The organism is Pseudomonas sp. Eth.TT006, assembly GCF_054456575.1.
In genome coordinates this window covers 585,040-611,130 of the sequence record NZ_JBTJEN010000001.1, presented here as the reverse complement: position 1 = coordinate 611,130, position 26,091 = coordinate 585,040, and the positions used below count along the sequence as shown (strand labels likewise).

Sequence of the window (26,091 nt, the reverse complement as noted above, 5' to 3'; positions counted from 1 at the left end):
ACACTGTTTGTGTCACACAACAAATCCCCCTGTGGGAGCGGGCTTGCTCGCGAAGGCGTCCGTCCAGACGACGCGACTCCTGGATCAGTCTTCCAGCAGCTCTTCAGCCTGACCCAGGATGTTTTCCAGGGTGAAGCCGAATTCTTCGAACAGTGCCGAAGCCGGCGCCGACTCACCGTAGGTGGTCATGCCGATCACGCGACCTTCAAGACCCACGTACTTGAACCAGAAGTCGGCGTGTGCCGCTTCGATCGCGATACGTGCGCTGACCTGCAACGGCAGAACCGATTGCTTGTAGCCAGCGTCCTGAGCGTCGAACACGCTGGTGCACGGCATGGAAACCACGCGCACCTTGCGGCCCTGCCCGGTCAGTTTTTCGTAGGCCTGAACGGCCAGGCCGACTTCCGAGCCGGTGGAAATCAGGATCAGCTCAGGCTCGCCTGCGCAGTCCTTCAGCACGTAGCCACCGCGGCTGATATCAGCGATCTGGCCGGCATCGCGTTCCTGGTGCTGCAGGTTCTGACGGGAGAAGATCAGCGCCGACGGACCGTCTTTACGCTCCAGCGCGTTTTTCCAGGCCACTGCCGATTCGACGGCATCGGCTGGACGCCAGGTGTCGAGGTTCGGCGTGGTGCGCAGGCTGGTCAGTTGCTCGATCGGCTGGTGCGTCGGGCCGTCTTCGCCAAGACCGATGGAGTCGTGGGTGTAGACGTGGATCACGCGCTTCTTCATCAGCGCCGACATGCGCACCGCGTTGCGCGCGTACTCCATGAACATCAGGAAGGTCGCGCCGTAAGGCACCAGACCGCCGTGCAGGGCCACGCCGTTCATGATCGCGGTCATGCCGAACTCGCGCACGCCGTAGTACATGTAGTTGCCGCTGGCGTCTTCAGCGCTGACGCCTTTGCAACCTTTCCACAGGGTCAGGTTGGAACCGGCCAGGTCAGCCGAACCGCCGAGCACTTCCGGCAGCAGCGGGCCAAAAGCGTTCAGGGTGTTCTGGCTGGCTTTACGGCTGGCGATGGTTTCACCTTTGGCCGCGACTTCAGCAATGTACGCCGAGGCTTTTTCGGAGAAGTCAGCCGGCAGTTCGCCGCTCAGACGACGGATCAGTTCGTTGGCTTCGCTCGGGAACGCTGCGGAGTAGGCGGCGAAACGCTGATCCCACTCGGCTTCGGCCGCGCGACCTTTTTCCTTGGCATCCCACTCGGCATAAATGTCGGCCGGGATTTCGAACGGGCCGTAGTTCCAGTTCAGCGCCTGACGGGTCAGGGCGATTTCCGCGTCACCCAGCGGGGCGCCGTGGCAGTCTTCTTTGCCCTGCTTGTTCGGCGAACCGAAGCCGATGGTGGTCTTGCAGCAGATCAGGGTCGGCAGCGGGCTCTTGCGCGCGGTCTCGATGGCGGTCTTGATCTCTTCCGGATCGTGACCGTCGACGTTGCGGATCACCTGCCAGTTGTAGGATTCGAAACGCTTCGGCGTGTCATCGGTGAACCAGCCTTCGACTTCACCGTCGATGGAAATGCCGTTGTCATCGTAGAAAGCGATCAGCTTGCCCAGACCCAGGGTGCCGGCCAGGGAAGCGACTTCGTGGGAAATGCCTTCCATCATGCAGCCATCACCCAGGAACACGTAGGTGTGGTGATCGACGATGTTGTGCCCAGGACGGTTGAACTGCGCACCCAGGACTTTCTCTGCCAGCGCGAAGCCGACGGCGTTGGCCAGGCCCTGACCCAACGGGCCGGTGGTGGTCTCGACGCCCGGGGTGTAGCCGAATTCCGGGTGGCCCGGGGTGCGGCTGTGCAGTTGACGGAACTGCTTGAGGTCGTCGATCGACAGGTCGTAACCGGTCAGGTGCAGCAGCGAGTAGATCAACATCGAGCCGTGGCCGTTGGACAGCACGAAGCGGTCGCGGTCGGCGAACGATGGATTGCTCGGGTTGTGCTTGAGGTAGTCGCGCCAAAGCACTTCGGCGATATCTGCCATACCCATGGGGGCACCGGGATGGCCGCTGTTGGCTTTTTGCACGGCATCCATGCTGAGGGCACGAATGGCGTTGGCACGCTCACGACGGCTAGGCATCGCTGATCTCCTGGGTGTGAATAATTGAAACGGAAAAAAGGAGGGCATTTTCCCTCACCGGAGCGCTTCGGGGCAATGACAGATAGTCATCCGGAGGCGTTTTTCCCGTGGTTAACAGTGGATTCTGCAGGTGAAACCTTTCCGCTGCTGGTTTGTAGAGTTAACCAGTCAGTGGGAAGTGCCATCTATCGAGCAATATCAAAACTTTTTGATATTGCCCTTGCGAGGAACTACCCCCATCACTAGACTGCTGCCCCATGAACTTACGCGTGCCTTCCATTCGCCATGACGACTGCGACGAGCTGGCGGCCCTGTGCAAGGCCGGTGGCGATCCGCTGCGGCTGAATGTCTTGCGCGCGCTGGCCAACGATTCGTTCGGCGTGCTGGAGCTGGCGCAGATTTTCGGCATCGGTCAATCCGGCATGAGCCACCATCTCAAGGTGCTGGCCCAGGCCGATCTGGTGGCGACGCGGCGCGAAGGCAACGCGATTTTCTATCGTCGCGCCCTGCCCCACACCGAGCTGTTGGGCGGCAAGTTGCACGCGGCACTGTTAGAAGAAGTCGACAATCTGGCACTGCCGGACGATGTGCAGGCACGCATCACCCAGGTCCACGGACAGCGTGAAGCGGCCAGTCAGGACTTTTTCTCGCGGGTGGCGGAGAAATTTCGCGCCCAGCAGGATTTGATCGCAGGCTTGCCGCAGTACCGTGACAGCGTGCTGGCCCTGCTCGACAAACTGAACTTCAATGGTGCTGCCACGGCCATTGAAGTCGGCCCCGGCGATGGTGCTTTCCTGCCGGAACTGGCCCGCCGCTTCGACACCGTCACCGCGCTGGACAACAGCCCGGCGATGCTCGAACTGGCGCGTCAGGTATGTGAACGTGAACAGCTGGCTAACGTCAGCCTGCAACTGGCCGATGCATTGAATGGCACAAGCCTTCAGGCCGATTGCGTGGTACTGAACATGGTGCTGCACCATTTCGCCGCGCCGGCCGAAGCGCTCAAGCACATGGCCGGCCTGCTGCAACCGGGCGGTAGCCTGCTCGTGACAGAGTTATGTAGCCACAACCAGAGTTGGGCCAGGGAGGCCTGCGGTGATCTGTGGTTGGGGTTTGAACAGGACGATCTGGCCCGTTGGGCCACCGCTGCGGGACTCGTTCCCGGGGAAAGCCTCTATGTAGGCTTACGTAATGGTTTCCAGATCCAGGTTCGCCACTTTCAGCGACCGGCTGGCGACACTCACCATCGGTAAATTCAGGAAAACATCGAGATGAGCGAATACTCCCTCTTCACCTCCGAGTCCGTGTCTGAAGGACATCCGGACAAAATCGCCGACCAGATTTCCGATGCGGTGCTGGACGCCATTATTGCCCAGGACAAACACGCACGCGTGGCAGTGGAAACCCTGGTCAAGACCGGCGTGGCCATCGTTGCCGGTGAAGTGACCACCAGCGCCTGGGTCGACCTGGAGCAGATCGTTCGTGACGTGATCTGCGACATCGGCTACACCAGCTCCGAAGTCGGCTTCGACGGCGCGACCTGCGGCGTGATGAACATCATCGGCAAGCAGTCCCCGGACATCAACCAGGGTGTTGACCGTGCCAAGCCTGAAGATCAGGGCGCCGGTGACCAGGGCCTGATGTTCGGCTACGCCAGCAACGAAACCGACGTGTTGATGCCAGCACCGATCACCTTCTCGCACCAACTGGTGCAGCGTCAGGCCGAAGCCCGTAAATCCGGTCTGCTGCCTTGGCTGCGCCCGGACGCCAAGTCGCAAGTGACTTGCCGTTACGAAGGCGGCAAGGTTGTCGGTATCGACGCGGTTGTTCTGTCGACCCAGCACAACCCGGAAGTGTCGTACAAAGACCTGCGCGAAGGCGTGATGGAGCTGATCGTCAAGCACGTGCTGCCTGCCGAACTGCTGAGCAAGGACACCCAGTTCCACATCAACCCGACCGGCCAGTTCATCATTGGCGGCCCGGTAGGTGACTGCGGTCTGACCGGTCGCAAGATCATCGTCGACAGCTACGGCGGCATGGCCCGTCACGGCGGCGGCGCGTTCTCCGGCAAGGATCCATCGAAGGTTGACCGTTCGGCAGCCTACGCTGGTCGTTATGTGGCCAAGAACATCGTCGCTGCCGGCCTGGCTGAGCGCTGCGAGATCCAGGTGTCCTACGCCATCGGCGTCGCTCAGCCGACATCGATCTCGCTGAACACCTTCGGCACCGGCAAGATCAGCGATGACAAGATCATCAAACTGGTCCGCGAAGTGTTCGACCTGCGTCCATACGCAATCACCACCATGCTCGATCTGCTGCATCCGATGTATCAGGAAACTGCAGCCTACGGCCACTTCGGTCGTGCACCGCAGACCAAGACGGTTGGCGAAGACACCTTCACCACCTTCACCTGGGAAAAAACCGACCGCGCCGACGCTCTGCGTTCCGCTGCTGGCCTGTAAGACTCCCCGGCCGCACAAAAAGCCCCGCACGGTTCGCGCCGTGCGGGGCTTTTTCATGCCTTGAAGATCAAAAGATCGCAGCCTTCGGCAGCTCCTACAAATGAATACGTCCCCCTGTAGGAGCTGCCGCAGGCTGCGATCTCTTGACTTTAACCATCAGCAACACCCCGCAAAACACCCAGACAACCCACCTTCCAATCCTCTCCTAGCCTTAAAACATTCCCCCTGAGCAAGGACGCTCACCATGCTTGTCACGCTGCGCCGGCTTTCAATGCTTCTGCTGAGCCTCATCCCCCTGACCACTCACGCCACCTGCCCCGACTGGCCCGCCGCCACCGCACACAACCGGATCACCACCCTGCAAACCCAGATCAACCAATGGGACGACGCCTATCACCGCGAAGGCCGCTCGCTGATTGCCGACGACCTCTACGATCAGGCGCGCATGCGGCTCACCGAGTGGCGACAGTGCTTCCAGCAGCCACCCGCGCCCGACCCGGTGCGCAGCGCCTCTGGCTCAGTCATGCATCCAGTCGCCCACACCGGCCTGGATAAACTGCACGAAGCGGCGGCCGTACAAGCGTGGCTGCAGGACCGCCGCGATGTCTGGGTCCAACCCAAAGTGGATGGCGTGGCAGTGACGCTGATCTATCGGCGCGGCCTGTTGCAACAAGCAATCAGCCGCGGCGATGGCATCAGCGGTCAGGACTGGACGGCATCGGCGCAAAAGGTCGCGGCCATACCTCAACACCTGACGCAGCCCCTGGATTTGCTGGTGCAGGGCGAACTCTACTGGCGCCTGACCGAGCATGTGCAGGCCCGCTCCGGCAGCGTCAACGCCCGCGCCACGGTGGCCGGGCTGATGAGTCGTAAAACCTTGAGCGCGGAGCAGGCGGCGGGGATCGGCCTGTTCGTCTGGGACTGGCCGCAGGGAACGGCGAGCCTGCCGGAAAGAACAGCGACGCTGGCGAGATTGGGGTTCGCCACGACCGCAGCGTTCACTCAGTCAATCAACCACTTCGAGGACGCGCAAAAGTGGCGTGAGCACTGGTATCGATCACCTTTGCCGTTCGCCAGCGACGGCATTGTCCTGCGCCAGAGCCAGCGTCCACCGGCCGAGCGCTGGCAGGCGACTGCGCCGTATTGGGCGGTAGCCTGGAAATACCCGTTTGCCCGGGCGCTGGCCGAGGTGCGCAAAGTCAACTTCAAGGTCGGCCGCACCGGCCGCATCACGCCGGTGCTGGAGTTGGTGCCAGTAAAGCTCGATGACCGCGAGATCAAACGGGTCAGCGCCGGCTCACTCAAACGCTGGCAGACGCTGGACATCCGCCCCGGTGATCAAGTGGCAATCAGCCTGGCCGGGCTGACGATCCCCAGGCTCGACAGCGTGGTCCTGCGCACAGCCGAACGGGCCGACATCGACATCCCCCAGGCCAGCGATTTCCATGCCTTGAGTTGCTGGCAACCGACACCCGGCTGCGAAAGCCAGTTTCTCGCGCGCCTGAGCTGGCTCAGTGGCAAGCAAGGGTTGGCGCTGCCCCATGTCGGCACAGGCACCTGGGAGAAACTTGTGGAAACAGGTCGCCTGAACAACCTGCTGGATTGGTTGACCCTCGATGAGCCAGAGCTTGCTAACATTGCCGGCTTCGGCGAACGCAGCAGTGCGCGCCTGATACACAGTTTTCACAGCGCCCGCCAAAAGCCGTTCACCCAGTGGCTGAAGGCGTTGGGCCTGCCGCCGACCGGTGGCGCCCGACTCGAGGACTCATGGCAGGCGCTGGCACAACGCGACACCGAACAATGGCAGGCACACGCCGGTATCGGCCCGGGCCGCGCGGCGCAGTTGAGCGCTTTCTTCCGCGACCCGCAGGTGCTGGCCTTGAGCGAAACATTACGCGCCGCCGGAATCGACGGTTTCTGATTACGCATTCCCCCGGCAGCCGGGAACCCAAGGGTCTTCAGACGCTCAAACAGCGCAGTGCCCCCGACCCGACTGCCTTTGCACATGGAGCTTTTATGAAATTTCTCGCACCGCTCGCCTTGCTGACTCTCTGTGGCGTTCTGGCCGCTCCGGCGATGGCTGATGAAGATGCACCGGGCCTGACCGGTTGCGCCGCCAAGAAGCAGGGCATCATCAACCAGATCGAACAGGCCAGGTCCCGTGGCAACACCGATCAGCAGGCCGGTCTGCAAACCGCGCTGGATGAAGTGTCGAAGAACTGCACCGATGCCGGCCTGAAGAAAGAACGCGAGAACAAGGTGCTGGAAGCCAAGCACGAAGTCAGCAAGCGTCAGGCAGATCTGGACAAGGCGATGAAAAAAGGCGATCCGGAGAAGATCGACAAGCGCAAGAACAAGCTCGCCGAGTCACGTAAAGAACTGCAGGACGCGCTGGACGAAATCGACAAGTAACCCATGTCGAAGGAGATTTCCTGTGGCGAGGGAGCTTGCTCCCGCTGGGCCGCGAAGCGGACCCTCTCCATTCAACCGCGCTGTACCAGACTCAACGCGATTGAATGGGTTCACGACGGCTACGCCGTCGAGCGGGAGCAAGCTCCCCTCGCCACAGTGGTTCAGTTGCCTGCCAATCTCAGACAATCAATGATCCCGAAACTCTTTATGGCAAGCGCTGCAGGCATCTTCAACTTTCTGCACCGCCGGCCCCAGGTTACTGGCCTTGTACGGCTGAACCTTGCTGGCGACTACCAATTCACCGGTGGCCGCTTCAAGGTTGCGGGCCAGTTCCTGAAAGCGCGCCTGTCGCAGCCAGACGTCGTCCTTGGCACTGGTGTGATCTTCTTCGCGCACCTGCGGAAAATGCTTCCACGGTTCATGGGACAACGCATCGAGTTTCACCGCGCCGTCGGCGAATTTCGGTCCGTCGAATGGAATGCGTCCACGCAACATGCCACCCAGGTCTTCGCCGGTCTTGAGCATCTGCTTGAAGATCGCCTTGCGTTGACCCAGCGGAGAATTCGGATCGACCCCGCCACAGGCGGACAGGGTCAGACAGGCCAGCAATACAACAGCAATTCGTTCAAGAGTCATGGTGGCTTCAGGTCACGGAATTCGGCGGCCAGTATCCCCGCGTCACCGACAAACACCAATAGCCCTATTAAAAATACGGGTTGCCGCAGCGCATGGAGCACTTCGGCAACCGGCACAGGAATCACTCCATGAACAGCCGTTTCAAGGCCTGGCGTCACCCACTGATCGCAACCTTGCCGCTGCTGGCAATCCTTGCCGGCTGCACCGGCGGCGACACGGCCAAACCGAAAACCCATGCCCTGGCCACTTACTCCAGTGCCAGCTGGGAAGCCTTGCCGGCGGTGTCCGACAGCGATCTGCTGGCCGGTTTCGGTTCATGGCGTAGCGCCTGCACCCGACTCAAGGCCGATCCGGTCTGGGGCGGCACCTGCGCCGCCGCGGCCAGTGTGCCGCAGAGCGCCAACGAGATTCGCACGTTCCTCAAGCAGAACCTCGACGTGTTCGGCCTGCGCGCCGAGCATGACAATCCCAACGGCCTGATCACCGGCTACTACGAACCGGTCTACCCCGGCAGCCTGACGCCCACCGACACCGCCAATGTGCCGGTGTACGGCGTACCCGAGGACATGATCATCGTATCGCTGGAGAGCATTTATCCCGAGCTCAAGGGCAAGCGCCTGCGCGGGCGCCTCGAAGGGCGGGTGCTCAAGCCGTATGACGACGCCGCCACCATCGAATCCAAAGGCGTCAAAGCCCCGGTGGTGGCCTACCTGACCGATCCGATGAACCTGCAATTCCTGCAGATTCAAGGCTCCGGGCGGATTCAGACAGCCGACGGCAAACAGCTGCGTATCGCCTACGCCGACCAGAACGGCCATCCGTATCGCCCGATCGGCCGCTGGCTGGTCGAGCAAGGCGAGCTGAAGAAAGAAGACGTGACCATGAATGCCATCAGCAACTGGGCCAAGGCCAATCCGTCGCGGATTCCGGAACTGCTGGGCAGCAACCCGAGTTATGTGTTCTTCACCCGCAACCCGGACAGCAACGAAGGCCCGCGCGGTTCGCTGAACGTGCCGCTGACCGCGGGCTACAGCGCGGCAGTGGATCGCAAGGTGATTCCGTTGGGCAGCCTATTGTGGCTGTCGACCACCCGCCCGGACGGCACCCCGCTGGTGCGCCCGGTGGCGGCGCAGGACACCGGTGGCGCGATTGCCGGCGAGGTGCGGGCGGATCTGTTCTGGGGCACCGGCGATGCGGCCGGGCAACTGGCCGGGGACATGAAACAGCAAGGGCAGATCTGGATGCTCTGGCCGAAAGGTGCGGCGCTGCCGCAAGTGCCCCAAGTAGCGGACGCCCCCAAAGACAAATCCTGAGAGATTTGTTGCCTGATCAATCGCCATCGCGGGCAAGCCCGCTCCCACAGTAATTGATGGTGACCACACATTTTGTGTACACCAAAAAACCCTGTGGGAGCGGGCTTGCCCGCGATGAGGCCGTCAGCAACACCGACAATCAAACAGACACAAAGAAGAACGCCGCAATCAACCCCATCCCGACAAACCACACCAGCGACCGCAGAATCGCCCAGTCCGCCAGATAGCAAATGATGTACAGCAAGCGACTGGTGATAAACATCACCGCCAGCACATTCACCGTCACCAGCTGCGCGGTACCCACCAGGTGCGCGACGATCACTGCCGCGGCAAAGGCCGGGGTCACTTCAAAGCTGTTGAGTTGCGCCGCATGCGCCCGGCGCGCCACGCCGTTCAGACTCTCCAGAAAGTCCCGGGGATCATGGTTGTCGCTCAGTCGGTAGCCGCCCACGGCCTTGGCCACACCGGTGCAGATATAGGGCAGGAAAATCGCGATCAACACGCACCACAAAGCTACCGTCATAACGCCGTCCTTCTTCGAGTTGTAGGAAATGGCGGGCGGTCAGAACTTCATCACCAGCATGCCGATCAGCACCAACCCACAGGCTAAGAGCCGCGACCTGCCAAAAGGTTCTTTCAGGTAGCGCATGCCGAACAGCACCACCAGGATCACGCTGATCTCGCGCAAGGCCGCCGCCTCGGCAATCGAGCCCAACTGCATCGCCCACAGCACCAGAGCGTAGCTGAACAACACACAGAACCCGACCGCCAGCCCCAGCTTCCACTGCTCGCGCCAGAACAGCAGAAACGCCGGGCGCCGGGCCACCCACGCCAACAACGGAAACGGCCAGGCGCTGAGCAGCGTGACCCAGACCAGGTAATCCAGCGGATGCGACCAGCGGCGCAACGCCTGGCCATCGATGTAGGTGTAGCAGCCGATGCACAGGCCGATCAGCGCCACCACCGGCAGCATCGACCACGGCAGATGCCTGCCACCGCCGCCTTGCCAGAGCAGGCAGGCCATGCCCAGCGGGATCAGCATGATCCCGAAGATTTGCTGCGGGGTGAGCACTTCGCCGGCGAAGATCAGGGTCAGCGCCAGCACCACCAGTGGCGACAGGCCGCGCATCAGCGGGTAGACCAGCCCGAGGTCGCCAACCCGATAGGCCTGAATCAGCAGATAGCGATACAGCAATTCGAGCGCTGCCGAAGCGACAATCCACGGCCAGATGTCCAGCGGCGGCAGGCTGATGAAGGGCAACGCCAGCGCCACGACCAGCAGCGCCACCGTGTCCATGCACGCCACCACCAGCAACCGTTCGGCACTGAACTTGATCAGGGTATTCCACGTCGCATGCAACAGCGCCGCCATTAACACCAATGCTGTCGCCACCCGTTTTACTCCCTGTTGTTTGCGCTTGAACCTACACCAATCTCAGCGACTGACCAACCGCGGGGGCGATCATTGTGTCCCCGGCCGGCATCAGCCCATCCAACCCTTGCGCCGAAGAATCGGGGCGCAGTTTTCTCACCCCCCATCCAAAGGAGCCCGGATGCTTGAGCTTGTAGCCGCTTTTATCTGCCTCACCACCCTCCTCACCTTCGTCAATTACCGCTTCATCGGCCTGCCGCCGACCATCGGCGTGATGGTCACCGCGCTGATGTTCTCGCTGTTGCTGCAAGGCTTGAGCGTGCTCGGCTATCCCGGCCTCGAAGAGCGCGTACAGCAGTTGATCGGCCAGATCGATTTTGGCGATCTGCTGATGAACTGGATGCTGTCGTTCCTGCTGTTCGCTGGCGCATTGCACGTCAACTTGAATGACCTGCGCAGTTATCGCTGGCCGATCGGCCTGCTGGCGACCTTCGGCGTACTGATTGCCACCGCGGTAATCGGCAGCCTCGCCTATTACATTTTTGCCCTGTTCGGCTGGCACGTGAGTTTCCTGTACTGCCTGCTGTTCGGCGCACTGATTTCGCCGACCGACCCGATCGCGGTGCTCGGCGTGTTGCGCACGGCCAATGCGTCCAAGCCGCTGAAAACCACGATCGTCGGCGAATCGCTGTTCAACGACGGTACGGCGGTGGTGGTGTTCACCGTGTTGCTGGGCATCGCGCAACTGGGCGAAACGCCGACCCTCAGCGCCACGGCCATGCTGTTTGTTCACGAAGCGATTGGCGGCGTGCTGTTCGGCGGGCTGATCGGTTATCTGGTGTACCGCATGATCAAAAGCGTGCAGCAGCATCAGATCACGGTGATGCTGACCCTCGCGCTGGTGATCGGCGGTTCGGCGATGGCGACTGAGCTACATGTCTCGGCGCCGATTGCGATGGTGGTCGCCGGTCTGATCATCGGCAACCTGGGGCGCAACCTGGCGATGAACGACATGACCCGCAAGTACCTCGACGGCTTCTGGGAGCTGCTCGATGACATGCTCAACGCCCTGCTGTTCGCGTTGATCGGCATGGAGCTGTTGCTGCTGCCGTTCAACTGGGCGCACGTGGCGGCGGCCAGTTTGCTGGCGCTGGCGATTCTGCTCTCGCGCCTGCTCACCGTGGCCCCGGCCATCGTCCTGCTGCGCCGCTGGCGCACGGTGCCGCGCGGCACTATCCGGATCCTGACCTGGGGTGGTTTGCGCGGCGGTGTCTCGGTGGCACTGGCGCTGGCCCTGCCGCTGGGACCGGAGCGAGACCTGCTGCTGAGCATCACTTACATCGTGGTGCTGTCGTCGATCCTGTTGCAGGGCCTGACCATCGGCAGACTGGTCAAGCACGCCACCCGTGACGAGCCGGGCACTGTGGCCGAGCCCGCCCACCACTGATCATTTCTCGATCTGCTGCGGCTCAGGCTTCCCGGCCTGAGCCGCAGACTGTTTCGCCTTGCCTGTCTCCTTGGGCACGCCGATCTCGCTGCGGATCTGCGCATGGCTGATCAAGGCGAAGATGCAACTGCCGCCGATGATATTCCCCGCCAGCGTCGGCCCGGCGAACACCGCCCAGAAATCACTCCACGGCAGCTCGCCGGCAAACACCAGATACGACACTTCCGCCGAACCGACCACGATGTGGGTGAAATCGCCGAGCGCCATCAAGTAGGTGATGAGGATGATGATCCACATCTTCGCGCTCTCCATGGACGGGATCATCCAGACCATGGTGGCGATCATCCAGCCGGAGACGATGCCCTTGGCGAACATCTGGCTGGCGTGGTTTTCCATGACCTTGCGGCCGATTTCGAGGAAGGCGTGATCGGTCTTGGTGTCGAAGATCGGCAGCTCGAGCATCACGTACGCCACCAGTATCGTGCCGCACAAGTTGCCGAACAGCACCACGCCCCATAGGCGGATCAAGCGGCCAACATTTGCCAACGTCGGTTTGGACATCACCGGCAGGACCGCAGTCAGGGTGTTTTCGGTGAACAGTTGCTGGCGGGCGAGGATCACTGCGAGGAAACCCGCGCAGTAGCCGAAACTGGCGATCACCTTGAATTCGTCGCCCTCGGGCAGGCGTGAATTGAGCAAGCCCATGCCCATCAGCGACAGGCCCATGGTCAGCCCGGCGGCAAGCGCCGACCACCACAAGGCGGCGATGCTGCGCTCCAGTTCCTGGTCGCCCTGGGTACGGATAATTTCATGCAGAACCGCCGCGCGGGGCGGCTGGTTTTTCTCGACTTCCTGTTGCTCATCGGTCGAGAGTTCGGGGGTCTTGCCGTCGGTTGGCGTGGTCATGGCGTGAGAACCGGGTGGGGGCTTTCAGCTACGACCGCTGCGGTTCATGGCTGTTCAGTAGCCAGATAAATCTTCGGTGACTGCGCAACCGCATTCGCGAGCAAGCCCGCTCCCACAGGTACAGCGTGATTCTTGTGGGAGCGGGCTTGCTCGCGAAGGGCGCACCGCCGATGTCACTTGGTAACCAGCTCATCTTCCTTGAACTGATCCTTGACGTACTTGATCTCGGTCCGCCCGTGCGGCGCCGGCAGGCCGTCTTCGCCGAGGTTGACGAAGACCATCTTCTCGACCGTGAGAATGCTCTTGCGGGTGATCTTGTTACGCACTTCGCAGGTCAGGGTGATCGAGGTGCGGCCGAACTCGGTGGCGGTGATGCCCAGTTCGATGATGTCGCCCTGGCGCGAGGCGCTGACGAAGTTGATCTCGGAGATGTACTTGGTCACCACGCGTTGGTTGCCCAGCTGCACGATGGCGTAAATCGCCGCTTCTTCGTCGATCCAGCGCAGCAGGCTGCCACCGAACAGGGTGCCGTTGGGGTTGAGGTCTTCGGGTTTTACCCATTTGCGGGTGTGGAAATTCATGGGGGACGGACTCCGAGGTGTTTGGGCATTAGGTTTACGCCCCCAGCTTCAAGTTTCAAGCGGCAAGCTGCAAGTTAAAAACCGAGCCGCTGTTACTTGCCGCTTGTAGCTTGCCGCTTGCCACTAGCCGGATAAAGAAAGCTATAATCGCCCCCGATTCAGAACGGCTACTGCCGTTTTCCCGCCACCTGTCCGAGGGGCGCTGCAGCAGGATCAACCTGTCAGGCTCGGATGGGGCGTTGACTGGCCACGGCCGGACACTAAACGCACAACGGCGCCCATTCGCATACATTACGAATGGAGGCTCTTCATGAGCGCTGTTATCACGCCTGCCGATTTTACCGATTACAAAGTTGCCGACATGTCCCTGGCTGCCTGGGGCCGTCGCGAAACCATCATCGCCGAATCGGAAATGCCTGCCCTGATGGGTCTGCGCCGCAAGTACGCCTCCGAGCAGCCGCTCAAGGGCGCGAAAATCCTCGGCTGCATCCACATGACTATTCAGACTGCCGTGCTGATCGAAACCCTGGTGGCCCTGGGTGCCGAAGTACGCTGGTCGTCCTGCAACATCTTCTCGACTCAGGATCAGGCTGCTGCGTCCATCGCTGCTGCCGGCATCCCGGTTTTCGCCTGGAAAGGCGAGACTGAAGAAGAGTACGAGTGGTGCCTGGAGCAGACCATCCTCAAGGATGGCCAGCCATGGGACGCCAACATGATCCTCGACGACGGCGGCGACCTGACTCAGCTGCTGCACGACAAGTACCCACAGGTGCTGGACCGCGTTCACGGCGTGACCGAAGAAACCACCACCGGCGTACACCGCCTGCTGGACATGCTGGCCAAGGGCGAGCTGAAGATCCCTGCGATCAACGTCAACGACTCGGTAACCAAGTCCAAGAACGATAACAAGTACGGCTGCCGTCACAGCCTGAACGACGCGATCAAGCGCGGTACCGACCACCTGCTGTCCGGCAAGCAAGCGCTGGTCATCGGTTACGGTGACGTGGGTAAAGGTTCGGCCCAGTCCCTGCGTCAGGAAGGCATGATCGTCAAAGTCTCCGAAGTTGACCCGATCTGCGCCATGCAGGCCTGCATGGACGGTTTCGAACTGGTTTCGCCGTTCATCGACGGCATCAACGACGGCACCGAAGCGAGCATCGACAAAGCGCTGCTGGGCAAGATCGACCTGATCGTGACCACCACCGGTAACGTCAACGTGTGCGACGCCAACATGCTCAAAGCCCTGAAGAAGCGTGCTGTTGTCTGCAACATCGGTCACTTCGACAACGAAATCGACACCGCTTTCATGCGCAAGAACTGGGCATGGGAAGAGGTGAAGCCACAGGTACACAAGATCCACCGTACCGGCCCGGGCGCTTTCGACGCACAGAACGACGACTACCTGATCCTGCTGGCCGAAGGCCGTCTGGTGAACCTGGGCAACGCCACCGGTCACCCGAGCCGCATCATGGACGGTTCGTTCGCCAACCAGGTATTGGCGCAGATCTTCCTGTTCGGCCAGAAGTACGCCGACCTGTCGCCGGCCGAGAAAGCCAAGCGTCTGACCGTTGAAGTACTGCCGAAGAAACTCGACGAAGAAGTGGCCCTGGAAATGGTTCGCGGCTTCGGCGGCGTGGTCACCCAACTGACCAAGCAACAGGCTGACTACATCGGCGTCACCGTCGAAGGCCCGTTCAAGCCGCACGCTTACCGCTACTAAGAAAAAAGCAGCTGAGAGCTTTCAGCTTCAAGCGGCAAGTAAAGTCAAAAGCCGAACTTGCTGCACGAAGCCGGAAGCTCTGCCCCTATTTCAAAACAGTTTCAGGCCACAAGCTTCAGGCGCAAGAGACCCGCGCACCTCCGCGGCTCTTGCAGCTTGAAGCTTGCAGCTTGTGGCTGGAGGTCCCCTCCGATGTCTCAAGACCGTCGCTACAGCTTCGAGTTCTTCCCGACCAAGACCGATGCCGGGCAAGAAAAACTGCTCGCCACTGCCCGTCAGCTGGCTACTTACAACCCCGACTTCTTTTCCTGCACCTATGGCGCTGGTGGTTCGACCCGTGATCGCACCCTCAACACCGTGTTGCAGCTGGAAAACGAAGTCAAAGTACCGGCCGCACCGCACCTGTCGTGCGTCGGCGACAGCAAGGACGACCTGCGCGGCCTGCTGAACGAGTACAAGGCGGCCGGCATCAAGCGCATCGTTGCGCTGCGTGGCGACCTGCCGTCCGGCATGGGCATGACCAGCGGTGAGCTGCGTCACGCCAACGAACTGGTGGAATTCATTCGTGAAGAAACCGGTGATCACTTCCACATCGAAGTCGCCGCCTACCCGGAGATGCATCCGCAAGCACGCAACTACGAAGACGATCTCGCCAATTTCGTGCGCAAGGCCAAAGCCGGCGCCGACAGCGCGATCACCCAGTATTTCTTCAACGCCGACAGCTACTTCTACTTTGTCGACCGTTTGCAGGCGCTGGGCGTGGATATTCCGGTGGTGCCGGGAATCATGCCGATTACCAACTACAGCAAGCTGGCGCGCTTCTCAGATGCCTGCGGTGCGGAAATCCCGCGCTGGATCCGCAAGCAACTGGAAGCCTACGGCGATGACAGCCAGAGCATTCAGCGCTTCGGCGAGCAGGTTGTCAGCGAAATGTGCGAACGCCTGTTGCAGGGCGGCGCGCCGGGGCTGCACTTCTATTCCATGAACCAGGCTGAGCCTAGTCTGGCGATCTGGAATAACCTGAAGTTGCCGCGTTGAAGCAGCTGCAAGCTTCAAGCTGAAAGCTACAAGCCAAATCAAAAGATCGCAGCCTTCGGCAGCTCCTACAGGGGATGTCGCAGCTGCGATCTTTTGCTTTTAAATGCCCGTATTAGAGCTTGTGCAGGGACTTTCTGGCTCTTTCGCGTTTCTCGTCGTAATCTCAAGCCATGCCTTTGATCACGCAGTTATTCGCCGTGCTGGTTTTTGCTTGCCTGAGCTTTGCCGCTCGAGGCGAGAAGTTGCGTATCGTCACCGAACCCTGGGCGCCGTATGTCTACGAAGACGGCGACAGGAAACTCGGACTGGACTTCGAAACCACCGCCATCGTCTTCAAACGGCTGGGCATTGAGGTCGAGTGGCAGTTCCTGCCGTGGAAGCGTTGCCTGTCGATGCTCGAAACCGGCCAGGCCGACGGCGCGCTGGACATCTTTCACAGCGCTGAACGCGACGCCACCCTGCTTTACCCGATTGAACCGCTGTCGGACGTCGAATTCGTGATGTTCTACGCCAACGACCGGCCACATCCGTTTCATACACTTGAAGACCTCAAAGGTCTGACCATCGGCACCTCGCCGGGTTATCTGTACAGTCCGGACTTCAGCGAGTCGACGCTATTCATTCGCGAGCCGGCGCCCACCCACGAAGCCAACTTCGGCAAACTGCTGCGCGGGCGCATCGACTTGCTGATCACTGATCGACGCGTAGGTCAGCATTTGCTCGATGAGTTGAATATTCGCGATCAGATCAGCGAAAACCCCGTCGTCATCAGTCGCCAGAGCCAATATCTGGCGGTTCGGCGCAATGCCGGCATGGACCTGCTGGTGCAGCGCTTCGGCGCCGAACTCAAACGATTCAAGCGTGAACCGGCCTACGCCGAGCTCAGCGCGCGCTACGGAGCCGCCCCCGCTGGCCGCCCCTCAATGAACTCCGCCACGGCCAACGGCAAAACCGTTGAGCAGCAGGAAAGCAGCGCGCAGTGAATGCTCTGTTATACTCCGGCGTTCCCGCCAGGCTCACGCCCGGACGCCCGGAACCGTGACAGGCCTCTCGACCCGCTACAGCGCAGCTTTGCAGCCCGCGCGAGCGCTCCAGACGAGCCTTCGCAACCGCAGCAGGACCGGACGGGATCGCGTCCTCTTAAACGCGATTCGCGCCAGGCAAGACTCCCATTGGGCCAAGCCCTAACTAAAACAGGATTACTCATGTCCTTTGCTTCCCTCGGTCTCTCCGAGGCTTTAGTCCGTGCCATCGAAGATGCGGGCTATACCGAGCCTACTCCGGTGCAACAGCGGGCCATTCCCGCCGTGTTGCAAGGTCGCGACCTGATGGTTGCGGCACAGACAGGTACCGGTAAAACCGGCGGTTTCGCCCTTCCGATCCTGGAGCGGTTGTTCCCCAACGGTCATCCGGACAAATCCCAGCGTCATGGCCCGCGCCAACCGCGTGTACTGGTCCTGACCCCGACCCGCGAACTCGCGGCCCAGGTGCACGAGAGCTTCAAGATCTACGCCCGTGACCTGAAATTCGTCAGCGCCTGCATCTTCGGCGGCGTCGGCATGAACCCGCAGGTTCAGGCCATGTCCCGTGGCGTCGACGTGCTCGTCGCCTGCCCGGGTCGCCTACTCGACCTCTGCGGTCAGGGCAGCATTGACCTGTCTCACGTTGAAATCCTCGTCCTCGACGAAGCCGACCGCATGCTCGACATGGGTTTTGTGCACGACGTGAAGAAAGTCCTCGCGCGTCTGCCGGCCAAGCGTCAGAACCTGTTGTTCTCGGCGACCTTCTCCAAGGACATTACCGACCTTGCGGGCAAGTTGCTGCACAACCCGGAACGCATCGAAGTCACGCCGCCGAACACCACGGTCGAACGCATCGAGCAGCGCGTGTTCCGCCTGCCGGCCAGCCACAAACGTGCCCTGCTGGCGCACCTGATCACCGCCGGTGCCTGGGAACAGGTGCTGGTGTTTACCCGCACCAAGCACGGCGCCAACCGTCTGGCCGAGTACCTGGACAAGCACGGCCTGCCGGCTGTGGCGATCCACGGCAACAAGAGCCAGAACGCCCGCACCAAAGCGCTGGCCGACTTCAAGGCCGGTGAAGTACGCATCCTGGTCGCCACCGACATCGCCGCACGCGGCCTGGACATCGACCAGTTGCCACACGTGGTGAACTTCGAATTGCCGAATGTCGATGAAGACTACGTGCACCGTATCGGCCGTACTGGCCGCGCCGGTCGTTCGGGCGAGGCGATCTCGCTGGTCGCCCCGGACGAAGAAAAACTGCTGAAAAGCATCGAGCGCATGACCAAGCAGAAAATCGCCGACGGCGACCTGATGGGCTTCGATGCCAGCACCATTGAGGCCGAGAAGCCTGAAGTGCGTGAACGTCCGGACATGCGCAACCCGCGCAATTCCCGTGGTCCGCGTGGTGACGGTCCGAATGGCGGCGGTGGCGGCGGTCGTAAAGACAAAGGCAAGGACAAGGGCAAGGAAAAGCCCGCCGGTGAACGCGGCGAGCGCCCTGCCCGTCAGCAGAAACCACGGGAAGGCACCCCGGCCCGCGAACAGCGCCCGAGCCAGCCACCGCGTGCCGCCGCTGATCGTGCACCGGACGAGTTCCTCGACGACGATATCGATAACTTCGGTAACCGCGTTGACTACGTGCCGAAAGCCGCTCCGGCCGGTGGCCGTGGTCGCCGTCCGGGCGCGCCAGCGCAAGGCGCAGGTTCGGGCACTCCTCGTGGCGGTCAGTCGCAGGGTCGCCAGAACGGTCCGCGCAACAGCAACGGTTCGAGCACCGGCACCCCGCCAGCCAAACGCAACGGCCCGCGCAACGGTGCACCGCGTGATGGTCAGTCGGGTCGTCGCGACGACTCCGCTTCGTCCTCGCGCAACCGTCGTCCAGCCCGTGACGACCAGCCACGCAGCGAACCGGCTGTACAGAACCCACGCAGCACCGGGCCGAAGATCATGCACAAGGAATCGAAAGCCGACCGCTTCCCGACGCCAGAGCAGCTCGATCAACTGCCAACCCGCCCGCGTGGCGAAAAACCAGCCTTGCTGACCCGCAATCGCTGATTTGCCGCGGCAATGAAAAATGCCCCGACTCGCGAGAGCCGGGGCATTTTTTTCGCCCGAATTCCTGCATCACCACAATCCCCCTGTGGGAGCGGGCTTGCTCGCGAATGCGTCGGATCAGTCGAAAACCAGGTGAATGGCACACCGCATTCGCGAGCAAGCCCGCTCCCACAGTGGATATGCGTGGGTCTCAAGTCATGTGACGGGCAATAAAAAACGCCCCCGGCCTTGCGACCGGGGGCGTTTTTTGTGGCGGCGAAATTTATTTCGCTTTCACACCTTCGAACGAGATGTACAGGTCGACGTTGTCGGACTGTGGACCCAGGTCCATCATCTTGCCGAAATCAGAGCGCTTGATGCTGGTGGTGCCTTCGAAGCCGGCACGGTAGCCGCCCCATGGATCCTTGCCTTCACCCAGGAACACGGCCTTGACCACGATCGGCTTGGTCACGCCGTGCAGGGTCAGGTCGCCGGTCACGTCGGCAGTGTCTTTGCCAGCGGCGTTCTTGCCGGTGGATTTGACGCTGGTGGAGACGAACTTGGCGTCAGCGTATTTGCCCACGTCCAGGAAGTCTTTGCTGGAGATGTGCTTGTCGCGCTCGGCGTGGTTGGTGAACACGCTGGCGGTTTTCACGTTGAATTCGATTTTGCTGTCTTCAGGCTTGGCGGCGTCAAAGCTGAACTTGCCGTCGATGTCCTTGAAGGTACCGGTGATGTAGCTGTAGCCCAGGTGGCTGATCTTGAAGTCAACGAAGGCGTGCTGGCCTTCCTTGTCGACAACATAATCAGCAGCCATCACGTTCGCCGACAGTACGGCCGAACCGATTGCCAGAGCGGCCAGAGTCTTTTTCAACATGCTTTCTTTTCCTTTGAGTCGAGGTTGAATTTCAGGCTTTGCGACCGAGCATTCGCGTCAGGGTCACATCACGATCGATAAAGTGGTGCTTCAATGCTGCCAACGCATGGAGGCCGGAAAAAATTACCAGCGTCCACGCCAGCCAGAGATGAATCACCCCAGCGGTATCTGCCTGATCCGGTAGCCCGGAAATCAATGCAGGAACGTCAAACAGGCCAAACACCGGAATCCCGACACCGTCTGCGGTGGAAATCAGGTAACCGGCAATCATCACAGCGAACAGCGCCAGATACAGAAACCCGTGGCCGAATTTGGCGCCAATGCGGGTCATGCGGCTGTAGCTTTGCAGTGTCGGCGGCGGTGGGCTGATAAAGCGCCAGAGCACCCGCAACACCATCACACCCAACAACACCAGACCGATGCTCTTGTGCAGATCCGGCGCGTCTTTGCGCCAGCTGCTGTAGTAATCCAGCCCCACCATCCACAGACCCAGCGCAAACAGCCCGAAGACCGCCAGCGCCACGCCCCAGTGCATGAAGATGCTGACCCAACCATAGCGTGAAGCAGAGTTACGTAGCTGCATTGCCCAAATCCTGTGAGAACTGCGAACCAAGACTAGCGAGTTATCTATCGAATTAAAGCGGAAAATTTTGCTTTGAAATATCGAGAAATACGATCAAGAGTCTTGGGGGTGGTGGTTAAGGAAAGATTAACGGGAAAGTGTGGCGGGATGTCAGGTGGTTAGATCCTGATGATGCGCTGTCTGGACGGACCTCTTCGCGGGCAAGCCCGCTCCCACAGTGGTCGGTGGCGTTCGCAAGTTTTGCGTTCACCGCCAAACCCTGTGGGAGCGGGCTTGCCCGCGAAGAGGCCCTTGCAGGCAAAAAAAAGCGCGGCATAAGAGCCGCGCTTTTTCATTCACCGCAAGACTTACTGCGCCTTGCTATCGCCGCTCGCCGCCGGAGCAGGAGTGGCTGCCGGTTTCGCCGCTGGCTTCTTCGCCGGTTCAGCCTTTTTCGCTGCAGGCTTGGCCGCCGCTTTCTTCGCGTCGGTTTTGGCCGCTGGCTTCTTCGCCGCAGGCTTGGCCGCTGCTTTCTTCGCCGGCTCAGCCTTCACCGGAGCCGCAGGCTTCGGCGCTTCTACCGGAGCTGGCGCAGGTGCCGGGGTCGGTGCAGGGGCTGGAGCGACCGGAGCAGGTGCCGGCTCTGGCGCCTTCGCAGGCTCTGGTTTCTTCTCGTCATCCGAGCCACCGAACAGGTTGGTGAAGAAGTTGCCCTTCTTCGCCGCCACGGCACCCGCCGCGCCTGCCGCTGCTGCAGCCGGCAGCACTTTGACCGGTTCAAACGACTTGCCAGCCGCCAGGTCTTCCACCTGACTGGCCGCACGCTGACCGGTGCGCAGTGCGCCTTCCAGAGTGCCCGGGTACAGGGTGTCGGTGTGTTCGCCGGCGAACGTCACACGTTGCAGCGGACGCTCCCACAGGCGCCAGAACTTGCTGATCTGGCCCGGACCGTAAGCCAGGTAAGCGCCGCCCATCGACGGGTCGGTGCTGTAACGACGGATTTCATAACCGGTGAACGAGCCACGGGCCTGTGGATAAAACGCGTGCAGACGGATCAGCACCTGATCGACCATCTGCTTGTCGCCGAACGCCTGCATCACCCGGGCGTTGTCGCCGGACAGGTTGATCACCACGTTGGCCCCGCCCTTCAGCGCCGGCTCGATCCAGAGCATGCCGAGGCCGGTGTTGCTGTAGATCTCGCCGGACATGCGCGCCTTGCTTTCCCATACCGGCGTCTTGAACTTGAGCATGATCTGGTCGCGCCAGCCGTAGTTGGTGCCCTTGATCGCGGCCTGGTGCTGAGCGTCCAGTGCCGGGGTCAGGGCAATCTTGTTCAGCGCGCGCAGTGGCACGGCCAGCACCACGTAGTCGGCTTGGTAGCCAACGCTGCCGACCTTGACGGTCACGCCGTCCTTGTCCTGAGTGATCGCCGATACCGGCGAGTTGGTCTTGATGGTCTTGATCTGCTTGACGAAGGCCTGCGCCAGTACCTGGCTGCCGCCGACCAGACGCGAGGCGCGCAGGTCACGGTCAGAGACGCCGCGATACACGCGGTTCTGCTGGGCGAAATACAGCAGCGACAGACGCGACGGCTCGTCGTAGTGAGTACGGATGTCCTGGTTGATCAGCTGACGCGCGGTGGCCGGCAGGTTCTGCTTGTCGAGCCAGCTCGAGACGTTGATCTGGTCCAGCGCATGCAGGGTGCTGGTCGCCGCCGGGTTCTGCGGATCGTCGATCGAGCGTGCCAGATCGTCGAGGGTTTTCTGGTAGCGCTTCAGGGCGTCGGCGGTGGCCGGCTGCTTGGTCGCCAGATCGGCGGCGGAGAAATACTCGCCGTCGATCAGATAACCCGGAGTACGCACGAATTCAGGCGCTGGCGTGGTGCTCAGCTTGAAGGTCGAGACGTACTTGTTCAGCACCGGCTGGGTCTTGTCGTTGCCGATCCACTCGCTGGTGGCCATGCCCGAGCGACCGCCCAGGCTTGGTTTGGCTTCCAGCAGGGTGACCTGCCAGCCCTTGTTCTGCAGCTCGTAAGCCGCGGTCAGGCCCGACAGGCCGCCGCCGATCACGATTGCGGTTTTATCCTTGGCCAGCGCCGTAACGCTGAACAGCCCCAACATCACCAGCGCACAGGCGCGCAGCCAACCGACAGACATTCAGCGAACTCCGGAAATACACGTAGGAAAAAGCAGTTTTGCGGATCAGTCGATCCAAAGAACCGCGAAGAATACGTCAGCCATCAAAACGCCGCCAGCGACGTCTATCGGCCCATACAAAGTAGCTCAATCGACACAATGGGTTGTCCCCGCACGACACATCTCATAGGCTTGCGCGATTGTTTGCCCGCGCCCGACGCGAGCCGCCTCGAGGAGACTGTAAATGGGCCTGAATAACCAGTGGATGCAACGCGACCTCGCGGTGCTGTGGCATCCCTGCACCCAGATGAAAGACCACGAACAGCTGCCGCTGATCCCGATCAAACGTGGTGAAGGCGTGTGGCTCGAAGACTTCGAAGGCAAGCGCTACCTCGACGCGGTCAGCTCCTGGTGGGTCAACGTGTTCGGCCACGCCAACCCGCGTATCAACCAGCGCATCAAGGATCAGGTCGATCAACTGGAACACGTGATTCTGGCCGGTTTCAGCCACCAACCGGTGATCGAGCTGTCCGAGCGTCTGGTCAAGATGACGCCGCAAGGCTTGAACCGGGTGTTCTACGCCGATAACGGCTCGTCGTGCATCGAAGTCGCGCTGAAAATGAGCTTTCACTACTGGCTCAACCGCGGCCAGCCGAACAAGAAACGCTTCGTCACCCTGACCAACAGCTACCACGGCGAAACCATGGCGGCGATGGCGGTCGGCGACGTGCCACTGTTCACCGAAACCTACAAAGCGCTGCTGATGGACACCCTCAAGGTGCCGAGCCCGGATTGCTACCTGCGTCCCGACGGCATGAGCTGGGAGGAGCACTCGCGCAACATGTTCGCCGCCATGGAGCAGACTCTGGCAGAGCATCATGACAGCGTCGCGGCAGTGATCGTCGAGCCGTTGATTCAGGGCGCCGGCGGCATGCGCATGTACCACCCGGTGTACCTCAAGCTGCTGCGCGAGGCCTGCGACCGCTATGGCGTGCACCTGATCCACGACGAAATCGCCGTCGGTTTCGGTCGCACCGGGACGATGTTTGCCTGTCAGCAGGCCGGCATCCGCCCGGACTTCCTCTGCCTGTCCAAGGCCCTGACCGGCGGCTACCTGCCGCTGGCGGCGTGCCTGACCACCGACGAGGTCTACAGCGCCTTTTACGACGACTACCCGACCTTGCGCGCCTTCCTGCATTCGCACAGCTACACCGGCAACCCGCTGGCCTGCGCGGCGGCGCTGGCGACCCTGGATATTTTCGAGCAGGACAACGTCATCGAGAACAATAAGGCCTTGGCTCAGCGCATGGCCTCGGCCACCGCGCACCTGACCGATCACCCGAACGTTTCTGAAGTGCGCCAGACCGGCATGGTGCTGGCGATCGAGATGGTCAAGGATAAAGCCACAAAAGAGGCCTACCCTTGGCAGGAACGCCGCGGTTTGAAAGTGTTCCAGCATGCGCTGGAGCGCGGCGCGTTGCTGCGGCCGCTGGGCAGCGTGGTGTATTTCCTGCCGCCTTACGTGATCACCCCGGAGCAGATCGACTTTCTTGCTGAAGTGGCTAGCGAAGGCATCGACATTGCCACGCGTGACAGCGTCAGCGTGGCGGTGCCGAAGGATTTCCACCCGGGGTTCCGCGATCCAGGCTGATTTCCAACTAAAGGTTAGAGAAGAACCCTGTGGTGAGGGGATTTATCCCCGATGGGTGGCGAAGCCGCCCCAAAATCAGCTATCGCGGTGAACCAGAATTACCGCACTCCATGATTTGACGACTGCTGCGCAGCCGATCGGGGATAAATCCCCTCGCCACAAAAGCAAGACATCAGTAAGCCGTCACTCTGAGCCATTTTTCTAGAGACCCACCATGAGACTGTCCCGCTTCTTTATCGACGCCCCCCTGAGCACCGGCGAACACGAACTGCCGGAAGCCCAGGCGCATTACATCAGCCGCGTGCTGCGCATGGCCGAGGGCGATGCAGTGCAGTTGTTCGACGGCTCCGGCCATGAGTTTCGGGGTTCGCTGCTGGAAGTGGGCAAGAAACGCGTGACCGTGCAGATCGACGAACAACTGCCCGGCCAGATCGAATCGCCGTTGCAGGTCCACCTCGGTCAGGGCCTGTCCCGAGGCGAGCGCATGGACTGGGCGATCCAGAAAGCCACCGAGCTGGGCGTGACTGAAATCACCCCGATCTTCAGTGATCGCTGCGAAGTCCGCCTCAAGGACGAGCGCGCCGACAAACGCCTGCTGCACTGGCGTCAAGTAGCGATCAGTGCCTGTGAGCAGTGCGGCCGTTCGCGAGTGCCGGTGATTCATCCGCCGGTTTTGTTGGCGGACTGGCTGAAGCAGACCGAGGCCGAGCTGAAACTGGTGCTGCACCCGGTGGCGGAGCCGTTGGTGAGCCATGCGAAACCGGCGACGCTGGCGTTCCTGATTGGCCCCGAGGGTGGTTTGACTGACGCCGAAGTCGAGCAGGCCAAGGGCAACGGTTTCCACGCCGCCCGCCTCGGCCCGCGCGTGTTGCGCACCGAGACTGCGCCGGTGGTTGCACTGGCGGTGGCCCAGCAGCTTTGGGGGGATTTCTAGGGCCTCTTCGCGAGCAAGCCCGCTCCCACAGTGGATCTCAAGCGAGCACAGATTTTGTGAGCACCCTGGATCAAATGTGGGAGCGGGCTTGCTCGCGAATGCGGTGTGTCATTCAGCAAAAATGTTGGTTGACCTGACGCCTTCGCGAGCAAACTCGCTCCCACAGGGATTGCAATTACAGGACATAAAACAGAATCGCCACAAAGTGCAGCAGACTCCCGGCGATCACGAACAAATGCCAGATCCCGTGCGCATGCCGCATCCGGTGATCCAGGGCAAAAAAGATGATCCCCACGGTGTACAACACACCGCCCGACGCCAGCCAGGCAAAGCCGGCCGTGCCCAACGCCGCGATCAACGGCTTGACCGCCACCAGCACGATCCAGCCCATCACCGCGTAGATCACAATCGACAGGATCCGCGCCTCCGAGCGCGGCTTGATCTCTTGCAGGATGCCGATCAACGCCAGCCCCCAGACAATCCCGAACAACGTCCAGCCCCACGGCCCGCGCAGGGTAACCAGACAAAACGGCGTGTAACTGCCGGCGATCAGCAGGTAGATCGAAAAGTGATCGACCTTCTTCATGATCGCTTTCTTGCGCCCGCGCACGCTGTGGTACACGGTCGAGGCGCTGTAGAGCACCAGCAAGGTGAATGCGTAGATCGCCACGCTGACAATTTTCCACGGACTGCCGTCGAGGCTGGCGATCACCAGCATCCATACGCCACCGATAAACGCTGCCACAGCCCCGACCAGATGCGTCCAGGCATTGAGTTTTTCCCCGTGATACATGTATCGCTCACCTCTATGTTCGTTACCGCAGCGCGCAAGGCTCGGGCCTTGAGCGTAAAAGCGCAATGTTTCCGTTCAACACCAGGATCAAAAGATCGCAGCCTTCGGCAG

General features: G+C 61.2%; 22 protein-coding genes, 1 pseudogene and 1 riboswitch. Of the genes and pseudogenes, 12 read left to right on the top strand and 11 right to left on the bottom strand.

Annotated features, from left to right (window positions below; all coding sequences use genetic code 11):
* Positions 1-84 precede the first annotated feature (84 nt).
* Complete coding sequence (gene tkt / locus ACXR0M_RS02875; protein WP_458829717.1) at positions 85-2,082, bottom strand: transketolase; 1,998 nt, start codon at positions 2,080-2,082, stop codon at positions 85-87.
* Positions 2,083-2,339: 257 nt separating this feature from the next.
* On the opposite strand from tkt, the gene ACXR0M_RS02870 reads away from it, so the two are divergent.
* The 4 genes from ACXR0M_RS02870 (at position 2,340) to ACXR0M_RS02855 (ending at position 6,956) form a co-directional block, all read left to right on the top strand.
* Entirely contained in the window at positions 2,340-3,335 is a 996-nt protein-coding gene (locus tag ACXR0M_RS02870; protein ID WP_458829715.1) for an ArsR/SmtB family transcription factor, read from the top strand.
* Positions 3,336-3,353: 18 nt separating this feature from the next.
* Positions 3,354-4,544 carry a methionine adenosyltransferase gene (gene metK / locus ACXR0M_RS02865; RefSeq protein WP_003229025.1) on the top strand — a complete coding sequence of 397 codons (1,191 nt, stop codon included), beginning with the start codon at positions 3,354-3,356 and terminating at the stop codon, positions 4,542-4,544.
* A gap of 244 nt (positions 4,545-4,788) precedes the next feature.
* A complete protein-coding gene (gene ligB / locus ACXR0M_RS02860) occupies positions 4,789-6,465 on the top strand; it encodes an NAD-dependent DNA ligase LigB (protein WP_458829713.1) in 1,677 nt (558 codons plus the stop codon).
* Between the two features lie 95 nt (positions 6,466-6,560).
* A complete protein-coding gene (locus tag ACXR0M_RS02855) occupies positions 6,561-6,956 on the top strand; it encodes a DUF1090 domain-containing protein (RefSeq protein WP_458829711.1) in 396 nt (131 codons plus the stop codon).
* A 186-nt stretch (positions 6,957-7,142) separates the two neighbouring features.
* Here ACXR0M_RS02855 and ACXR0M_RS02850 read toward each other — a convergent pair whose 3' ends face one another.
* Positions 7,143-7,592: a c-type cytochrome gene (locus tag ACXR0M_RS02850; protein ID WP_458829709.1), complete on the bottom strand. Its 450-nt coding sequence runs from the start codon at positions 7,590-7,592 to the stop codon at positions 7,143-7,145.
* A gap of 128 nt (positions 7,593-7,720) precedes the next feature.
* Between ACXR0M_RS02850 and mltA the strand changes: the two genes are divergently transcribed.
* Positions 7,721-8,905 (top strand): murein transglycosylase A, encoded by a 1,185-nt coding sequence (gene mltA, locus ACXR0M_RS02845; protein ID WP_458829707.1) that lies wholly within the window; start codon positions 7,721-7,723, stop codon positions 8,903-8,905.
* Positions 8,906-9,044: 139 nt separating this feature from the next.
* Here the strand turns inward: mltA and ACXR0M_RS02840 are convergent, their stop codons facing one another.
* Together ACXR0M_RS02840 and ACXR0M_RS02835 are read right to left on the bottom strand one after the other, a co-directional pair.
* Positions 9,045-9,428, bottom strand: coding sequence for an MAPEG family protein (locus ACXR0M_RS02840; protein ID WP_007961888.1), 384 nt, complete (start codon positions 9,426-9,428; stop codon positions 9,045-9,047).
* Positions 9,429-9,467: 39 nt separating this feature from the next.
* Positions 9,468-10,277 (bottom strand): EamA family transporter, encoded by an 810-nt coding sequence (locus ACXR0M_RS02835; protein ID WP_458829856.1) that lies wholly within the window; start codon positions 10,275-10,277, stop codon positions 9,468-9,470.
* Positions 10,278-10,458: 181 nt separating this feature from the next.
* Between ACXR0M_RS02835 and ACXR0M_RS02830 the strand changes: the two genes are divergently transcribed.
* A complete protein-coding gene (locus tag ACXR0M_RS02830) occupies positions 10,459-11,724 on the top strand; it encodes a cation:proton antiporter (RefSeq protein WP_458829705.1) in 1,266 nt (421 codons plus the stop codon).
* Here ACXR0M_RS02830 and ACXR0M_RS02825 read toward each other — a convergent pair whose 3' ends face one another.
* Positions 11,725-12,630: a formate/nitrite transporter family protein gene (locus ACXR0M_RS02825; protein ID WP_458829703.1), complete on the bottom strand. Its 906-nt coding sequence runs from the start codon at positions 12,628-12,630 to the stop codon at positions 11,725-11,727.
* Positions 12,631-12,803: 173 nt separating this feature from the next.
* A complete protein-coding gene (locus ACXR0M_RS02820; RefSeq protein ID WP_003229043.1) occupies positions 12,804-13,211 on the bottom strand; it encodes an acyl-CoA thioesterase in 408 nt (135 codons plus the stop codon).
* A gap of 188 nt (positions 13,212-13,399) precedes the next feature.
* A riboswitch (S-adenosyl-L-homocysteine riboswitch) is annotated at positions 13,400-13,498 on the top strand.
* Between the two features lie 23 nt (positions 13,499-13,521).
* Between ACXR0M_RS02820 and ahcY the strand changes: the two genes are divergently transcribed.
* From ahcY to ACXR0M_RS02800, 4 genes are all read left to right on the top strand, one after another.
* Complete coding sequence (ahcY, locus tag ACXR0M_RS02815; RefSeq protein ID WP_458829701.1) at positions 13,522-14,931, top strand: adenosylhomocysteinase; 1,410 nt, start codon at positions 13,522-13,524, stop codon at positions 14,929-14,931.
* 192 nt (positions 14,932-15,123) lie between these two features.
* The gene (gene metF / locus ACXR0M_RS02810; RefSeq protein ID WP_458829699.1) at positions 15,124-15,969 is read left to right on the top strand and encodes a methylenetetrahydrofolate reductase [NAD(P)H]; all 846 of its coding nucleotides are present in this window, start codon (positions 15,124-15,126) and stop codon (positions 15,967-15,969) included.
* A gap of 170 nt (positions 15,970-16,139) precedes the next feature.
* On the top strand, positions 16,140-16,952 hold the full coding sequence (locus tag ACXR0M_RS02805) for a substrate-binding periplasmic protein (protein ID WP_458829697.1): 813 nt from the start codon (positions 16,140-16,142) through the stop codon (positions 16,950-16,952).
* A gap of 222 nt (positions 16,953-17,174) precedes the next feature.
* The gene (locus tag ACXR0M_RS02800) at positions 17,175-19,049 is read left to right on the top strand and encodes a DEAD/DEAH box helicase (RefSeq protein ID WP_458829695.1); all 1,875 of its coding nucleotides are present in this window, start codon (positions 17,175-17,177) and stop codon (positions 19,047-19,049) included.
* A 262-nt stretch (positions 19,050-19,311) separates the two neighbouring features.
* On the opposite strand, the gene ACXR0M_RS02795 is transcribed toward ACXR0M_RS02800, so the two are convergent.
* The 3 genes from ACXR0M_RS02795 to ACXR0M_RS02785 form a co-directional block, all read right to left on the bottom strand.
* Positions 19,312-19,905, bottom strand: a complete 594-nt coding sequence (locus tag ACXR0M_RS02795; protein WP_458829693.1) for a YceI family protein — start codon at positions 19,903-19,905, stop codon at positions 19,312-19,314.
* Positions 19,906-19,936: 31 nt separating this feature from the next.
* Positions 19,937-20,488, bottom strand: coding sequence for a cytochrome b (locus ACXR0M_RS02790; RefSeq protein ID WP_458829691.1), 552 nt, complete (start codon positions 20,486-20,488; stop codon positions 19,937-19,939).
* Positions 20,489-20,835: 347 nt separating this feature from the next.
* Entirely contained in the window at positions 20,836-22,623 is a 1,788-nt protein-coding gene (locus ACXR0M_RS02785) for a flavin monoamine oxidase family protein (RefSeq protein ID WP_458829689.1), read from the bottom strand.
* A 223-nt stretch (positions 22,624-22,846) separates the two neighbouring features.
* Here ACXR0M_RS02785 and ACXR0M_RS02780 point away from each other — a divergent pair, with 223 nt between their 5' ends.
* Both ACXR0M_RS02780 and ACXR0M_RS02775 read left to right on the top strand, forming a co-directional pair.
* Positions 22,847-24,253: an adenosylmethionine--8-amino-7-oxononanoate transaminase gene (locus ACXR0M_RS02780; RefSeq protein WP_458829687.1), complete on the top strand. Its 1,407-nt coding sequence runs from the start codon at positions 22,847-22,849 to the stop codon at positions 24,251-24,253.
* A gap of 214 nt (positions 24,254-24,467) precedes the next feature.
* A complete protein-coding gene (locus tag ACXR0M_RS02775) occupies positions 24,468-25,187 on the top strand; it encodes a 16S rRNA (uracil(1498)-N(3))-methyltransferase (protein WP_458829685.1) in 720 nt (239 codons plus the stop codon).
* 71 nt (positions 25,188-25,258) lie between these two features.
* Here the strand turns inward: ACXR0M_RS02775 and ACXR0M_RS02770 are convergent.
* Together ACXR0M_RS02770 and trhA are read right to left on the bottom strand one after the other, a co-directional pair.
* A pseudogene (locus ACXR0M_RS02770) lies at positions 25,259-25,363 on the bottom strand (metal ABC transporter ATP-binding protein); the annotation flags it as partial.
* Complete coding sequence (gene trhA / locus ACXR0M_RS02765; protein WP_458829683.1) at positions 25,363-25,980, bottom strand: PAQR family membrane homeostasis protein TrhA; 618 nt, start codon at positions 25,978-25,980, stop codon at positions 25,363-25,365. The pseudogene ACXR0M_RS02770 and the gene trhA, both read right to left, overlap by 1 nt.
* Positions 25,981-26,091 lie beyond the last annotated feature (111 nt).

Bases quoted from the DNA above. Each gene is read 5' to 3' on its own strand.
- tkt (WP_458829717.1), bottom strand. From the start codon at position 2,082: ATGCCTAGCCGTCGTGAGCGTGCCAACGCCATTCGTGCCCTCAGCATG.
- ACXR0M_RS02870 (WP_458829715.1), top strand. From the start codon at position 2,340: ATGAACTTACGCGTGCCTTCCATTCGCCATGACGACTGCGACGAGCTG.
- metK (WP_003229025.1), top strand. From the start codon at position 3,354: ATGAGCGAATACTCCCTCTTCACCTCCGAGTCCGTGTCTGAAGGACAT.
- ligB (WP_458829713.1), top strand. From the start codon at position 4,789: ATGCTTGTCACGCTGCGCCGGCTTTCAATGCTTCTGCTGAGCCTCATC.
- ACXR0M_RS02855 (WP_458829711.1), top strand. From the start codon at position 6,561: ATGAAATTTCTCGCACCGCTCGCCTTGCTGACTCTCTGTGGCGTTCTG.
- ACXR0M_RS02850 (WP_458829709.1), bottom strand. From the start codon at position 7,592: ATGACTCTTGAACGAATTGCTGTTGTATTGCTGGCCTGTCTGACCCTG.
- mltA (WP_458829707.1), top strand. From the start codon at position 7,721: ATGAACAGCCGTTTCAAGGCCTGGCGTCACCCACTGATCGCAACCTTG.
- ACXR0M_RS02840 (WP_007961888.1), bottom strand. From the start codon at position 9,428: ATGACGGTAGCTTTGTGGTGCGTGTTGATCGCGATTTTCCTGCCCTAT.
- ACXR0M_RS02835 (WP_458829856.1), bottom strand. From the start codon at position 10,277: ATGGCGGCGCTGTTGCATGCGACGTGGAATACCCTGATCAAGTTCAGT.
- ACXR0M_RS02830 (WP_458829705.1), top strand. From the start codon at position 10,459: ATGCTTGAGCTTGTAGCCGCTTTTATCTGCCTCACCACCCTCCTCACC.
- ACXR0M_RS02825 (WP_458829703.1), bottom strand. From the start codon at position 12,630: ATGACCACGCCAACCGACGGCAAGACCCCCGAACTCTCGACCGATGAG.
- ACXR0M_RS02820 (WP_003229043.1), bottom strand. From the start codon at position 13,211: ATGAATTTCCACACCCGCAAATGGGTAAAACCCGAAGACCTCAACCCC.
- ahcY (WP_458829701.1), top strand. From the start codon at position 13,522: ATGAGCGCTGTTATCACGCCTGCCGATTTTACCGATTACAAAGTTGCC.
- metF (WP_458829699.1), top strand. From the start codon at position 15,124: ATGTCTCAAGACCGTCGCTACAGCTTCGAGTTCTTCCCGACCAAGACC.
- ACXR0M_RS02805 (WP_458829697.1), top strand. From the start codon at position 16,140: ATGCCTTTGATCACGCAGTTATTCGCCGTGCTGGTTTTTGCTTGCCTG.
- ACXR0M_RS02800 (WP_458829695.1), top strand. From the start codon at position 17,175: ATGTCCTTTGCTTCCCTCGGTCTCTCCGAGGCTTTAGTCCGTGCCATC.
- ACXR0M_RS02795 (WP_458829693.1), bottom strand. From the start codon at position 19,905: ATGTTGAAAAAGACTCTGGCCGCTCTGGCAATCGGTTCGGCCGTACTG.
- ACXR0M_RS02790 (WP_458829691.1), bottom strand. From the start codon at position 20,488: ATGCAGCTACGTAACTCTGCTTCACGCTATGGTTGGGTCAGCATCTTC.
- ACXR0M_RS02785 (WP_458829689.1), bottom strand. From the start codon at position 22,623: ATGTCTGTCGGTTGGCTGCGCGCCTGTGCGCTGGTGATGTTGGGGCTG.
- ACXR0M_RS02780 (WP_458829687.1), top strand. From the start codon at position 22,847: ATGGGCCTGAATAACCAGTGGATGCAACGCGACCTCGCGGTGCTGTGG.
- ACXR0M_RS02775 (WP_458829685.1), top strand. From the start codon at position 24,468: ATGAGACTGTCCCGCTTCTTTATCGACGCCCCCCTGAGCACCGGCGAA.
- trhA (WP_458829683.1), bottom strand. From the start codon at position 25,980: ATGTATCACGGGGAAAAACTCAATGCCTGGACGCATCTGGTCGGGGCT.